The organism is Paenibacillus sp. ACRRY, from assembly GCF_022346995.1.
Lineage (GTDB): Bacteria > Bacillota > Bacilli > Paenibacillales > Paenibacillaceae > Paenibacillus.
Genome location: NZ_JAKRNM010000003.1, coordinates 583,299 through 597,812 on the forward strand (window position 1 = coordinate 583,299; position 14,514 = coordinate 597,812).

A 14,514-nucleotide genomic window follows, 5' to 3' on the forward strand; every position below is an offset into this window, starting at 1 on the left:
TTCCAACACTATGAAACTGCTCGTTACCGGCGGGGCCGGTTTTATTGGAAGTAATTTTGTGATGTATATGCTGGACCAGCATCCTGATTACGAAATCATCAATGTGGATGCGCTGACGTATGCAGGTAACTTGGAAAACTTAAAATCACTTGAAGGCAACGCACGTCATACCTTTGTCAAAGCAGACATTACAGATGCTGCCCAGATGGATCGCCTGATCGGTCAAGGTGTAGACGTACTTGTTAATTTTGCCGCCGAATCTCATGTGGATCGCAGCATATTGGAACCTGGTGTGTTTGTGCAAACGAATGTGAACGGTACTCAAGCACTGCTTGAAGGAGCAAAAAAACACAATATCTCTAAATTCGTTCAAGTGTCAACGGATGAGGTATATGGTTCTCTGGGCCCTACAGGTCTATTTACAGAAGATTCTCCATTACAACCGAACAGTCCTTATTCGGCATCCAAAGCTGGTGGAGACTTGCTTGTGCGCGCATACCATGAAACCTTTGGCCTTCCGGTAAATATCACACGCTGTTCCAACAATTACGGTCCGTACCAGTTCCCTGAAAAACTGATCCCTCTGATGATTTCACGGGCCCTTGCTGATGAAGCCTTACCTGTGTATGGAGATGGATTAAACATTCGAGATTGGCTCTATGTTGAAGACCACTGTAGCGCCATTGACTTGGTGATCCATCAAGGACGTAACGGTGAAGTATACAACATAGGTGGCAATAATGAACGAACTAACGTGCACATCGTGAAAACCATTTTGGAGCAACTCTGTAAGCCGGAATCCTTAATCAAATACGTGCAGGACCGGCCTGGGCATGACCGTAGATATGGCATTGATCCGACCAAAACGATGTCTGAATTAGGCTGGAAGCCAAAGCATACGTTTGAAACCGGGATCAAGGAGACTATTCACTGGTATCTGGATAACAAGGAATGGTGGACCCGTATTCAGTCTGGAGTCTATCAACAGTACTATGCTAAGCAATATGGATCTCGATTGGGAGACGTGGAGTAATGAAGGTTTTGGTTACAGGAGCAAACGGACAACTGGGACGGGATGTCGTTCTTCTTTTGGAGAAGGAGGGGCATGCTGTTCTTGCTTGTGATCGGGATCAGATGGATATTACGAATCAGGCACAGTGTAGTGAAGTCATTTCATCTTATCATCCTGAAGTGGTCATTCATTGTGCAGCTTATACTGCCGTAGATGCAGCGGAAACAGATATCGATGGAGCATATAAGGTGAATGCGGTAGGAACACGCAATGTTGCTGTAGCGGCAGAAAGAGCAGGAGCTAAACTAATTTATATTAGTACGGACTATGTATTTGATGGCAATTCATTAACTCCCTATCAGGAATACGATGATACGAATCCGCAAAGTGTGTATGGCAAGTCGAAACGAGCAGGAGAATTACTGGTACAGTCGTTGTCCTCCAAATGGTTTGTTGTGCGTACTTCTTGGGTTTACGGCCTATACGGGAATAACTTTGTCAAAACGATACTGAAATTGGGTCAGGAAAAACCAAAGCTACAGGTAGTACATGACCAAAAGGGGTCACCTACGTTTACCGTTGATTTGGCAGGATTTATCCTAGAGCTTATGCAAACAGAAATGTATGGGGTATATCATGCTTCCAACAGTGGTACTTGTACATGGTATGATTTCACGGAAGCGATCTTTGCGGAAGCTCGAAATGTTGAAGGGTTTACCATCCAAGCACAATTGGAGCCTTGTACGACAGAGCAGTTCCCCAGACCAGCTCCCAGGCCGCGTAATTCGGTAATGGACCATCTATCCATTCGAACGAATGGTTTGGCAGATATCCGCCCATGGCGGGAGGGTCTGCGTGAATTTATTAGTTTATTGTCGTCGAAATAGGAACGGCCATAGTAGCACGATGTAACTCTCGCTCTTACTTATGGGCGGGAGTTTTCGTATATAATAAAGAAAAGTCAGATTTTGAGGTGGCACGTGAATAAATCTAAAGTATGCATTATGCTTTCTACATATAACGGAGTAAAGTACATTGATGAACAGATGGAAAGCCTTCTCGCACAACATGAGGTGGACGTCCAGATTAATATTAGGGATGATGGATCATCTGATGGAACTGTACAAAAGTTAAACGAATATGCTAAATCTCACCCGGATAAGATCCGAGTTATTAAAGGTAGAAACTTGGGCGTGATTGGGAGTTTCTTTGAGCTGATGCGCCAAACTGAGCCTGTGTATGATTATTACTCATTTTGTGATCAGGATGATGTGTGGAAGCCGGACAAACTTAGAAGGGCAGTAGCTAAACTACAATTGAGGGAAACGAACATACCACTTATGTATTGTTCTTCTACACAAATGGTAGATCAGGATTTGAACAACCTGAATGTGTGGCCGACCCTCCCTCCTAAGCCGTTAAGTATGTATAATGCCATGGTCGAAAACTGTTGTGTGGGTTGTACTATGGTGCTGAATCCAATCACGTTTGAGCGGGTTAAGAGAAGTATTCCCGTCGATTTGAAGTCGATTATTATGCATGATCGATGGATTTATCTGTATGTTAGTGCGTTTGGAGAAGTGATTTTTGATGAAGAGCCAATGATTTTGTACCGACAACACCAAGGGAACGTTCTTGGCGGGGGCAGCGAAGGTTGGCTCATGAAATGGAAAAATAGATTGAAGCGTTTCTTCAGTGAAGGAAGTTTTAGTCTAAGTAAACAAGCATCTTTATTTCTTGAAACTTACAGAGAATTTTTATCTGTTCAACAACAAAAGGACATACAGCGCTTTTTAAACCACCTGGACAGCTCTTGGGTTAAACGTATCAGTTATGCTTCCAAAATGCCCTTTTACCGTCAAGCGTCTCTTGATAACCTTGTTCTTAAGCTCATATACGTCTTGAAGAAGATATAAGTTAATAGATTGGCTGCGCTTTCCACTCGATTGCCCATAATATGCTATACTTTCAATAGATAAACACAGCTTTACAAAGTCAGGAGTTTTACAAAATGGTCGAAACAGCAGATGTTCCCTTACGAGGGAGATCGAAAAATAATAACAACTATGGTCCTGATGTCAGCATCATCATCGTTAACTACAATACACGCCAGCTGACGCTGGACTGTCTGGCATCGGTGTATGAATCTCTTACTTCCTTTCAATATGAAGTCATTGTTGTTGACAATGCATCGCGCGATGGATCCGTGGAAGCGATCGGAGGAGCGTATCCAGAGGTTCGTATGATTGCCAATAGGGACAATACGGGCTTCGCCGTTGCTAACAACCAGGCCATGGAAATTGCCAAAGGAAGGTATATTCTACTGCTCAATTCGGACACGGTTGTACAGAAGGATACTTTGGATATCATGATCGGATTCATGGACATTCATCCCGAGATGGGGGCATCCGGCTGTAAAGTGATCCTTCCTGATGGCTCCCTGGATAAAGCGTGCAAGCGGGGATTTCCAACGCCATCGGCATCCTTTTATTATGCATTCGGTATCTCACGCATGTTCCCGGATCGTCCAAAGTTTAACCGGTACCAATTGGGGCATCTCAGCCCGGATGATGAGTATCCGGTAGACTGTCTTGTCGGTGCGTTCATGCTCGTGCGGCGTGAAACCATCGACCAAGTGGGTGGCTTGGATGAAACCTTCTTCATGTACGGTGAAGATATCGACTGGTGTTACCGCATCAAAGAAGCGGGCTGGGGCATTTATTATTACCCACGTACATATATTGTGCATTACAAAGGTGCGAGTGCCCGGCGTAAACCTATGAAAATCATTTATGAGTTTCATAGAGCGATGTGGGTTTTCCACCGTAAACATTATGCCAAGCGTTATGGTGTTTTGACCAACACAGCCGTATGGTTCGGTATCTCATTAAAATTCTCATTGTCTCTGATCCGCAATAAACTGATTAAACCGGCTCCTCAAAAAGAATTACCATCCGGTGGTGCGGAAGTTCGTGAGACATCTTCCGAGGTGAAAGCATGATTCGGCGTAATCAGCAATTTCTGACCCAACTGTATATTGCGGCAGATTTCATGGTGATACAGTTTTCCTTCTTAATGGCTTGGTGGATTAAGTTTGAGAGCAATCTTCTGATCAACCAGGGTGCGTTGCCGATTGAGAAGTACTTTGTATGGAGTATTGCATATGGAGGGTTGGCTCTCCTCATCGGCTTAATGGTCTCCTTATACGTACCTAAACGGAAAAAACGTTTTGTAGATGAATTCATGAAACTGATTCAGGTCCATGGGATCGCCTTCTTTATGCTGATGAGCTTAATGTTCTTCTTTAAGGAAGTCGACATTTCTCGTGCCTATCTGGCCATGTACATGATTGGCAACGTTGCCTTTACCCTAATCTACCGTTACATCGTCAAGCTGCAACTGAGAAGACTACGCAAAAAGGGCTTCAACCGCCAATTCGTATTAATCCTTGGAGCAGGCTCTCTAGGTCAACGCTTTTATAATAATCTCCGCAGTTATCCGGAACTGGGATATGAAGTATATGGTTTTCTCGATGATTATCGTCGCTGGGATCAAGATGAGCAGCAGCGCTACAAGCCGATCAGGGGACGGATCAACCAGTTGGAAGAAATCCTGTCGACTCGTATGATCGACGAGGTGATTCTTGCACTTCCTTTGGATGCTCACGATAAGTATCCGCATATCATTGAAGTATGTGAGAAGGCCGGCGTACGGACACTGATTATTCCAGATTTCTTTGATTATCTTCCGGCCCGTCCTCATTTCGACAATTTTGCTGGTATGCCGATGATTAACGTGCGTGATATCCCTCTGGATATGGCCGTAAACCGATTGATGAAGCGTGCTTTCGATATTCTGTTCTCTCTCGTCGCAATTATCCTAACTTCTCCGGTGATGGCCATCGTGGCACTAGGTGTGCGATTGACGTCGCCTGGACCGATCATCTTCAAACAGGAACGTGTTGGTCTCAACAGACGCAACTTCATGATGTTTAAATTCCGCTCGATGAAAGTCATTCCTGAAGGTGTAGTCGACACCGGTTGGTCCACGAAGGATGATCCGCGTCGAACGGCATTCGGTACATTTATTAGACGCACCAGCCTGGATGAATTGCCTCAATTCTTCAACGTGCTGCTGGGTCATATGAGTGTAGTCGGCCCAAGGCCGGAGCGTCCGTACTACGTGAATCAATTCAGGGATGAAATTCCGAAGTATATGATTAAACATCACGTCCGCCCAGGAATTACGGGATTGGCGCAGAGTAAAGGGTTAAGAGGAGATACCTCGATTGAGGATCGGATCGAACAGGACATCTTTTATATTGAAAACTGGTCTTTATTATTCGATATCAAAATCATATGGGAAACCATTCGAAATGGTCTCAAGAATGCGTATTAGATTCAACAGACTAACCGTACCACCATTTAACAGCTGCCTCCGGGCGGCTTTTTTGTTTTACACCTCATCAATTCGGGTAGTTAGCTATCAAAAAGGAAATCCCGCACATACGCTGTCATATCTTATTAGCTATCTACTTCCTACCTCCTACCTCCAATATCACTCCTAAAGGATGTGAACATCATATGAAACGTATCGCTGCCGTCATTACACTACTGATTGTTACCGTGGGGACCCTGTTTTTTGCCTATGAGAGTCAAAGTGAGGAACAGCGCGATGGATTTACAGCCTACCGACTGATTGCTCACGCCATGGGCAGTATCCGTGATCAGCCTTATACCAACGCTTATGAAGCGATGATCGCTAATTATGAAAAAGGCACGAGAGTGTTTGAGATCGACTTCATGCTCACCTCAGATCGCGTAGCCGTAGCCAGACATGAATGGACTGCCAATATGAGCAAACTACTGGGACAGGAAGAGGAGCTTCCTGAAGACAAACAGGCTGGGGCACTTACGCACGATGAATTTATGAACACCCCAATATTGGGCATCTACCAACCCATGGACGCGGATGGCATCATTAATGTGCTGTCGCAATATCCCGATATGTATATCGTAACGGATACGAAGGAGCAGAAAGATGAGGATATTCAGCAAGTGCTATCTTCTCTCGTCATCGCTGCCAAAAAGAAAGATCCATCTGTACTGGATCGCATCGTCGTGCAGATTTATAATGAGCCCATGCTGGAAACCGTGAAAGAAATCTATGCGTTCCCCTCGATTATCTATACCCTTTATGCAACGCAGGATACCGAAGCACAGGTCGTAGATTTTGTTGAGAACAATGACATTGATGCCGTAACCATGCCGGAATATAAAGTAAATCAGAATTTCGTTGCCAAGCTCAAGAAGGCGGGCGCTGTTACGTACGTGCATACCATCAATGACACTGACCAGGTGGCGAACTATGAAAAGTGGGGCGTATATGGTGTCTATTCAGATGTGCTGACGGAAGAAGAGCTGGATCAGATGAATACTCGTTTTGCCTGGAAGCCATAACGCTTATAAGTGGAGAATTAACATTCCAACCACCTTAGAAAAGTAGCCCTTCACTATTACTCGAGCATTGTTTAATTAATAGCGATATAACTTCATTTCTCTTAAAATTACAGACTGATCCCTGCACTTTACAGGGAAAAGTCTGTGATTTTTTGTTCCCCTTTTTATGCGAACATTGACACTCACTGCCTGCTGACTTAGACTTAGTTTACAAGCTTTTTAGGATGCAGAAGAACCTCTGGAGGAATGTTCGTTGATAGACATGATTAAGCAGTGGAGACACGTATTTAAGCTCGACCCGGACCGGGAAATCACGGATGAAGCACTCGATCTGGTATGTATGTCGGGGACCGATGCTATTATCGTTGGGGGGTCTTCGGGAATCACCTATGATAACACGGTAGACCTGATGTCCCGCGTACGTCGCTACGAGCTGCCCTGTGTGCTGGAAGTATCAGATCTGGAGGCAGTTGTCCCTGGTTTTGACGGATATCTGATCCCGATGGTGCTGAATGCCACAGATAGCAAATGGATGATTGGGCATCACCAACAAGCCATCGAACGTTTTGGTTACCTCATACCGTGGGATCTGCTAATTGCCGAAGGGTATATTGTACTTAATGCCGACTCCACCGTAGCGCATTTGACCGGAGCAGATACAGAGCTGACGACGGGTGCGGCGGTGGCGTATGCCCAAGCTGCAGAGCGGCTGCTCAATCTTCCGATTATATATATGGAGTACAGCGGAACGTTTGGCGATATGGAGCTGGTTGGCGAGACGCGTAGACAACTGGATCGCGCACATCTCATTTATGGCGGGGGAATCGACAATTCCGAGAAAGCAGCACAAGCTTCCAAAGTTGCAGACACCGTCGTCGTGGGTAACATTGTGTACAGCGATTTGAAGAAGGCACTTGAGACGGTACAAGCTGTAAAAGGAACCGTTTAATCGGTTTAGTTTACCATTCCCCCAATTTCCCCTTACGATCTGTTAAAATAGAACTTTGCCCTACTAATATAAAATTTATATTAAGCTCAATTACGTTTACACGAAAAGCGTAGAGGACAGAAGTAAGCTGGAGAAGCGGAGCGCTCGCCTTTATTCCCGGATTTTCACCTTATAAAAGTGATTCAAAAAAATCTGGGAATAACAGCGATCGGAAGCTTATTCTAGCCTCGGAGTGACCAGTGTAACCTTCTGATTTTGCTTAATCGATCAACCAACGAAAGGAGCATGCATGCATGCAACCTGTAAATATACATGACGCCGTGGCACGGCTTAACACCCCTCAGCGGCAAGCCGTCGAGGCAACCGATGGACCGTTACTGATTATGGCCGGAGCGGGCAGTGGTAAGACCCGGGTGCTGACACACCGGATTGCTTACCTTATCGCAACACGCAAGACACCTCCATGGGGCATTTTGGCGATTACGTTTACGAACAAAGCTGCTCGTGAGATGCAGGACCGGGTATCACAGCTCGTTGGCGGCTCCCAAGGCCGCGACATTTGGGTATCCACGTTCCACTCCATGTGCGTGCGCATCCTGCGCCGTGACATTGAACGCATTGGTTTTACTTCTAACTTCAGTATTTTGGACTCATCCGACCAGTTATCCGTTATCCGCAGTTGTATGAAAGACCAGAATATCGACACCAAGAAATTCGAACCAAAAGCCGTTCAGGCCATGATGAGTACCGCGAAAAATGAACTGATCGGTCCTGACCAATATGAGAAGCAGGCTGGCGATTATTTTGAAGGCATTGTGGCGAAGGTATATAAAATGTACCAGAAACGTCTGAGAGCCAACAATTCGCTCGACTTTGACGATCTCATTATGGCAACCATTCAATTGTTCAAAGAAGTGCCGGAAGTTCTCGACTTCTACCAAAAGAAATTCCAGTACATCCACGTCGATGAGTATCAGGATACGAACCGTGCGCAGTATATGCTGTGCCGCATGCTGGCTGACAGTCATCACCGGATCTGCGTCGTTGGGGATAGTGACCAGTCAATCTATCGCTGGCGTGGTGCGGATATCAGCAACATCCTGAACTTTGAGAAAGACTATCCAGAGGCACAGACCATTATGCTGGAGCAGAATTACCGTTCAACTTCAACCATCTTGAATGCAGCGAATGAGGTTATTGGCCTGAACTCCGGACGTAAGCCGAAGAAGCTGTGGACAGACAAGGAAGGCGGTTCGAAGATCAAGGTATACCGTGCGGACTCCGAGCATGATGAGGGGTATTTTGTTACCTCAGAGATTAGTAAAAATGTGAAGAACGGCAAATCCTATCAAAACCATGCGATTTTGTATCGAACCAACGCCCAGTCCCGGGTTATAGAGGAAATTCTGATCAAGTCTGATATTCCATATCAGATTGTCGGCGGCATCAAGTTCTATGATCGTAAAGAGATCAAGGACATTCTGGCGTATCTGCGCCTTCTGTCTAACCCTGACGACGATATCAGCCTCACCCGGATCATTAATGTGCCTAAACGTAGCATCGGGGATACAACGGTGGCGAAGCTGGCAGCTGCAGCGGGAGAGCGAGGGATTTCCATATTCCGTGTGCTTCAGGTTGTGGACGATCTCGGCTTTGCGGGCCGCACACGGAACGCGCTGGTGGAGTTCTACGACATGATCGCTGCACTGCATCAGATGGTAGAGTACCTGTCTGTAACCGAACTGACCGAGAAGATTCTGGAGATGAGTCAATATCGACTTGAGATGCAGAACGAAAATACACTCGAATCCCGTGCACGCCTGGAAAACATTGAAGAGTTCCTTTCCGTGACCATGGAATTTGAGAAAAATAACGAAGATAAAACGCTCGTCTCGTTCCTCACTGATCTGGCACTCATTGCAGATATCGACAGCATGAACGATGATGAAGAAGATCAGAGCGACGCTGTTACCCTGATGACCATGCACAGTGCCAAAGGTCTGGAATTCCCTGTCGTGTTTATCGTGGGTATGGAGGAAGGCGTCTTCCCGCACAGCCGGGCCTTTATGGATAATGAAGAGCTGGAGGAAGAACGCAGACTTGCTTATGTAGGGATTACTCGTGCAGAAGAACAGCTCTTCCTGTCTTGTGCCCAGATGCGTACCTTGTTTGGACGAACTACGGCGAACCCGCCTTCCCGCTTCCTGGATGAAATTCCGGATGAGCTCAAAGAGGATACTTCCATTGCCCGTGACCGTTACCGTCGTGGTACCAATGCAGGAGGATCCTATGGCGGACGTGGACTTGGCTCCAGTGGAGGAAGTAACTTTGGTGGTGGAAGTGCGGCCAAGCTCTTTGAACAGCAGAGCAGAAGTGGCTCCTCGGCTACTTCGTCCACGCCAACTTCCCGTGTGACCACAAGTACCTCGCGTCCAACATATGCTACGCCATCATCTGCCTCCAAGCCCGCAGCTTCGAATAGTGAAGCAGGCTTCAAAGCAGGAGATAAAGTGCAGCATGGCAAATGGGGTACGGGTACCATTGTGGCGGTAAAAGGTACCGGGAATGACACGGAACTGCAAATTGCCTTCCCGGCTCCGGTCGGTGTGAAACGCCTGCTCGCCGGTTTTGCCCCTATTACCAAAGTAGAATAAATTAAGAACGAAACTTTAATATTGCACAATAATGAAGAGGGCAGAAAATCTGTAGAAGCAACGCGTTCGCCTTTGTCACGGGATTTCAACCTTAATGAATATGACAAGAAATCCAGTGACAACAGCGATCGGAGGATTATTCTGTCAGCTTAGTTCAAGTGCAATATAAGTGTTCGTTCTACATAGATTAAATTAACGGAGGGATGGCCCTGTATGGACCCGATGCACCGGATGGAGCAACTCGTTACCGAGCTGAACCAGCATAATTATCAGTACTACACGATGGATCAGCCGCAGATCAGTGATAAGGAATATGATCTCCTGTATGACGAACTGGTTACCCTGGAACAGGAGAGCGGGATGGTTTTGCCTGATTCTCCAACCCAGCGTGTCGGTGGCGAACTGCTGAAGGGGTTTACCCCGCATCGCCATCTGTCTCCATTGTGGAGCTTGGACAAAGCCCAAAACATCGAACAGCTGCGGAGCTGGAATACTCGTGTACTGAAGCTCGTGAATGACTACAACAGCAAAAATCCAGGCAACCCTCTACCGGAACCCGGCTACGTTATTGAGTTGAAGTTTGATGGGCTCACCCTAAACCTGACATATACCAATGGCGAATTGGTACAGGCTTCTACACGCGGGAACGGAACGGTTGGCGAAGGGATTTTGGCTCAGGTTAGAACGATCAAATCCGTTCCGCTCCGAATTCCGTATACTGACGGTACGATTGAAGTACAAGGCGAAGGCATCATGAATCTGTCCGTTCTGAACCGGTACAATGAGACAGCAGCAGAGCCGCTCAAAAACGCCCGTAACGCAGCAGCCGGAGCTCTGCGTAACCTGAATCCGAAGACGACGGCAGAGCGCAGGCTTAATGCCTATTTTTACAATGTAGGGTACTCGGATGACATTGAATTTGCCAATCACCAAGAGATGATGGATTTTCTGCGTGAGAACCGTTTCAAAGTGAACCCGTCGATTACGTACTTCCATGAATTTGATGATGTGATGGAACAGCTTGCCGCCATTCAGGAGAATCGGGGACAGCTCGACTACCTGATTGATGGGGCCGTTATCAAAATCACCGATATGCGCACACGTGAAGTGCTTGGTTATACGGACAAGTTCCCACGCTGGGCTGTAGCCTATAAGTTCGAAGCAGAAGAGACCACAACTGTACTCAAATCCGTTGATTGGAATGTGGGCCGTACCGGTAAAGTAACTCCGCTCGCACGTGTAGAACCGGTCGAACTGGCGGGAGTAACGGTTTCGAACTGTACATTGAACAATGTGGGCGATATTGAGCGTAAAAATCTGAAGTTTGCCTTGGGCACGCGTGTCTTTATCCGCCGCTCCAATGACGTTATCCCTGAAATCCTGGGTAAAGTGACGGAAGAGAGTGATGGCGAGGAGATCATATATCCAGAGCAGTGTCCGGCTTGCGGATTCCCACTCGAGCAGCGCGGAGCGCATCTGTTCTGTAATAACAAATTGGCTTGTAAACCGCAGACTGTGGCCCGAATCTCCCATTTTGCTTCCCGTGATGCCATGGATATTGAGACGTTCAGTGAGAAGACAGCGATACAGCTGTATGATGAGCTCAGTGTGCGTGAGCCTGCTGATCTGTATACATTGCAATTTGATGATCTGGTGAAGCTGGAACGGTTTGGTGAAAAGAAAGCTAACAACCTTCTCGCTGCGCTGGAGCATAGTAAGGATCGTGACCTTGCATCGTTCCTGTACGCGCTGGGCATTCCGAATACAGGTAAATCAACGACACGTATGCTCGCCGACCATTATCGTGATCTGCACGCTATCATGAATGCAACGGCGGAGGAACTTGTTGAACTTCCTGACGTTGGCGGCATTGTAGCCGAGAGTATTGTAACGTTCTTCGCAGATCCGTTTACCCAGGCTGCGATCGAAAAAATGCTGGACTTGGGCGTGAAAGCACAGGCACCTGAGGCACCAGCAGTGGTAGTCGAAGATTCCTTCTTTAGTGGTAAAACGGTCGTGCTGACCGGAACATTGCATCAACTGACGCGTGACGAGGCTACGCAAAGACTGGAAGCACTTGGAGCAAAAGTCACAGGCAGTGTCTCGAAAAAGACCGACCTTGTCATTGCCGGAGAGAAGGCAGGCAGCAAGCTGGCCAAAGCGCATGATCTGGGCATCCCAACCATTGAGGATGAGGATGAACTCGTTCGTCTTTTGAATCAGCAGGGCTGACCCTATAAGCTAGGAAATGAAGAAACCCCCGATTAGCCACATTAGGTGGATCGGGGGTTTTTGCTGTGCAACTGTAGGGTGTTTTCCAATACATAGACTCTACATAGTTGGAGGAGAAACGTTAGGAACTGATATTGGGAAAGCGCTGTGCTGCGCCTGTGAGCCATGCATCCTTATCATAACCTCTTTCCTCCCAGTAACCGATATGTTCGCTGTCGATAAGTTCAATGCGATTCAACCATTTAACCGATTTATAGGCATACATCTGGGGGATGACAAGTCGTACCGGACCCCCGAGATCTGCCGGGATGGGTTTACCGTCATGCATGACTGCGACCATAATATCATCCATCTGTGCTTGATCCATCGTAATGGCATCTGTGTATACCCCATCTCCAGAGTAAAATTTGACACTGTGTGCTCCGGGCTTCACTCCGGCTTGGGTCAGCAGCTGTTTAAGAGAAATGCCTTCCCAGGTGTTTTTGTATACGGACCAACCCGTTACACAATGGAAATCACTAACCTGTACAGTGCGCGCGAGCTTAACGAACTGTTCCCAATTCCAGACTTGTGCGCGTTCGACAAGCCCATCGATCCTGAACGACCAATTCTCATTCGAAAAGGAAGGGATGGGCGTAACCGTGTATACCCTGAAATGACCTTCAGCTCCTCCTCCAATAGGAGGGGAAGAAGCAGCAGCGGGTTGCGGCAATGGACTCATCCGATTGGGGTCCTTCTCCAGCATACTGTCGATGCTATTATCGATACTGAGATTACGTCCAACCCAGGAGACAAAGGTAGGGCCCAGGGTAACGGCTAACCCCACACCTACAGCTGACCGGATAAACGCACGCCGTGTATACACGGGCTGGGGTTTCTGGGGTTGGTCAGGTGATTTTGTCACAGCAGTACGATCAGACCTAGGAGTTGAAATTGCAGCAGCAGCTGTGTTTTCTCCAGATGTACCCAATGAATCGGAAGTACCACGGAAGTCTTTCATCGATGTGGTAGCACTTACCGTGCGGCGAGTTGAATCTTTCAACCATTTGGTACGGGTAATGGAGTGGTAGATAATATAGGGCAGACCCAGACAAGTTAACAGATCATGAGTTAGTAACGCTGCATTGGACCACTCAGGTCCTGCGAGTTTAAATTGCCACAATACAATGCCAGAAATTAACCAGCCAACCAGCAGAACAAGCACGATGATCGTATTTACTTTTTGCCAAGGCTTGTTCCGGAGCTGTTTCCAGTGTTTACTCGCCAGGATCAAGTAATATACAACAGGGGCTAACATAGCCAATCCTACAATAATATGCAGCCATTTTAGCCATACGCGCCCAATACCGAGTAGTTCACGCCAGAAGCCACCGACTAGCAAAAGTCCCGTTACGGCGAGAATTACTACGATCCAGGCATTCCAGAAGTGGAGAGACACAAGTTTTTTGCCGTATCCTTTGCGAAGTTTTTTTAGCCACTGTTCCAAGAGTGATCACCTCAAATAAAGTTATAAGCAGTAAATCTTCATATGTAGTAAGCGGTGAAAATGAAGAACGTATTAAATGATGCTATGTCATTGCTTTCTCTTTATTGTATATACCTCATTATAGAAGCTTTGGATCACTCACATCAAACCGTTACATTAGTATGCGTTATAAAGGTAAAGTCAATCTTATTATAAATGAGAGGAAAGGTTTATGGTTTTATGGCTGCTTATATATATTGAATGCTCTTTGAAAAAAAAGATTAAAAAATGCTTGCTATCTAAATTCAGACATGGTATATTATTTCTTGTCGCTTCAAACGAGTGATTGTCGAAAAAGTTTGAACAATGACGAAAAAGAGTGTTGACAGTTAGCTGGTTAACATGATAAGATAAATATCCTGTCCGGTTGACAATCATCAACAAAAACGGGCAACAAGTTCCTTGAAAACTGAACAAATGGATAGTAACTTATGATTTATAATGAATCGTCAGATTCAAAATGAGCTAATCGCTCTTTTCAATACTTTATTGGAGAGTTTGATCCTGGCTCAGGACGAACGCTGGCGGCATGCCTAATACATGCAAGTCGAGCGGACTTGATGAGAAGCTTGCTTCTCTGATGGTTAGCGGCGGACGGGTGAGTAACACGTAGGCAACCTGCCCTCAAGCTTGGGACAACTACCGGAAACGGTAGCTAATACCGAATACTTGCTTTCTTCGCC

General features: G+C 46.4%; 10 protein-coding genes and 1 rRNA gene. 10 read left to right on the plus strand and 1 reads right to left on the minus strand.

Features of this window, described 5'->3' with window-relative positions; all coding sequences use genetic code 11:
• Positions 1–10 precede the first annotated feature (10 nt).
• The 9 genes from rfbB (at position 11) to ligA (ending at position 12,306) form a co-directional block, all read left to right on the plus strand.
• Complete coding sequence (gene rfbB, locus MH144_RS16045; RefSeq protein WP_239302229.1) at positions 11–1,033, plus strand: dTDP-glucose 4,6-dehydratase; 1,023 nt, start codon at positions 11–13, stop codon at positions 1,031–1,033.
• Positions 1,033–1,899 carry a dTDP-4-dehydrorhamnose reductase gene (gene rfbD, locus MH144_RS16050; protein WP_239302230.1) on the plus strand — a complete coding sequence of 289 codons (867 nt, stop codon included), beginning with the start codon at positions 1,033–1,035 and terminating at the stop codon, positions 1,897–1,899. Before rfbB ends, rfbD begins: the two co-directional genes overlap by 1 nt.
• A 93-nt stretch (positions 1,900–1,992) precedes the next feature.
• On the plus strand, positions 1,993–2,928 hold the full coding sequence (locus MH144_RS16055; protein WP_239302231.1) for a glycosyltransferase family 2 protein: 936 nt from the start codon (positions 1,993–1,995) through the stop codon (positions 2,926–2,928).
• 95 nt (positions 2,929–3,023) lie between these two features.
• Positions 3,024–4,013 (plus strand): glycosyltransferase family 2 protein, encoded by a 990-nt coding sequence (locus MH144_RS16060; protein WP_239302232.1) that lies wholly within the window; start codon positions 3,024–3,026, stop codon positions 4,011–4,013.
• Positions 4,010–5,410 (plus strand): undecaprenyl-phosphate glucose phosphotransferase, encoded by a 1,401-nt coding sequence (locus MH144_RS16065; RefSeq protein WP_239302233.1) that lies wholly within the window; start codon positions 4,010–4,012, stop codon positions 5,408–5,410. The genes MH144_RS16060 and MH144_RS16065 overlap by 4 nt, the downstream gene beginning before the upstream one ends.
• Positions 5,411–5,595: 185 nt before the next feature.
• The gene (locus MH144_RS16070) at positions 5,596–6,471 is read left to right on the plus strand and encodes a phosphatidylinositol-specific phospholipase C/glycerophosphodiester phosphodiesterase family protein (protein ID WP_239302234.1); all 876 of its coding nucleotides are present in this window, start codon (positions 5,596–5,598) and stop codon (positions 6,469–6,471) included.
• A gap of 253 nt (positions 6,472–6,724) precedes the next feature.
• Positions 6,725–7,420: a heptaprenylglyceryl phosphate synthase gene (pcrB, locus tag MH144_RS16075; protein ID WP_239302235.1), complete on the plus strand. Its 696-nt coding sequence runs from the start codon at positions 6,725–6,727 to the stop codon at positions 7,418–7,420.
• Positions 7,421–7,713: 293 nt separating this feature from the next.
• Complete coding sequence (gene pcrA, locus MH144_RS16080) at positions 7,714–10,074, plus strand: DNA helicase PcrA (protein WP_239302236.1); 2,361 nt, start codon at positions 7,714–7,716, stop codon at positions 10,072–10,074.
• A 213-nt stretch (positions 10,075–10,287) separates the two neighbouring features.
• The gene (gene ligA / locus MH144_RS16085) at positions 10,288–12,306 is read left to right on the plus strand and encodes an NAD-dependent DNA ligase LigA (protein WP_239302237.1); all 2,019 of its coding nucleotides are present in this window, start codon (positions 10,288–10,290) and stop codon (positions 12,304–12,306) included.
• Between the two features lie 121 nt (positions 12,307–12,427).
• Here ligA and MH144_RS16090 read toward each other — a convergent pair whose 3' ends face one another.
• Positions 12,428–13,792 carry a molybdopterin-dependent oxidoreductase gene (locus MH144_RS16090; protein WP_239302238.1) on the minus strand — a complete coding sequence of 455 codons (1,365 nt, stop codon included), beginning with the start codon at positions 13,790–13,792 and terminating at the stop codon, positions 12,428–12,430.
• Positions 13,793–14,317: 525 nt separating this feature from the next.
• Between MH144_RS16090 and MH144_RS16095 the strand changes: the two genes are divergently transcribed.
• Positions 14,318–14,514 (plus strand): 16S ribosomal RNA (locus tag MH144_RS16095); the annotation flags it as partial.

What these genes read in the sequence shown, in the direction of transcription:
- rfbB (WP_239302229.1), top strand. Translation starts at nt 11, where the DNA reads ATGAAACTGCTCGTTACCGGCGGGGCCGGTTTTATTGGAAGTAATTTT.
- rfbD (WP_239302230.1), top strand. Translation starts at nt 1,033, where the DNA reads ATGAAGGTTTTGGTTACAGGAGCAAACGGACAACTGGGACGGGATGTC.
- MH144_RS16060 (WP_239302232.1), top strand. Translation starts at nt 3,024, where the DNA reads ATGGTCGAAACAGCAGATGTTCCCTTACGAGGGAGATCGAAAAATAAT.
- MH144_RS16065 (WP_239302233.1), top strand. Translation starts at nt 4,010, where the DNA reads ATGATTCGGCGTAATCAGCAATTTCTGACCCAACTGTATATTGCGGCA.
- MH144_RS16070 (WP_239302234.1), top strand. Translation starts at nt 5,596, where the DNA reads ATGAAACGTATCGCTGCCGTCATTACACTACTGATTGTTACCGTGGGG.
- pcrA (WP_239302236.1), top strand. Translation starts at nt 7,714, where the DNA reads ATGCAACCTGTAAATATACATGACGCCGTGGCACGGCTTAACACCCCT.
- ligA (WP_239302237.1), top strand. Translation starts at nt 10,288, where the DNA reads ATGGACCCGATGCACCGGATGGAGCAACTCGTTACCGAGCTGAACCAG.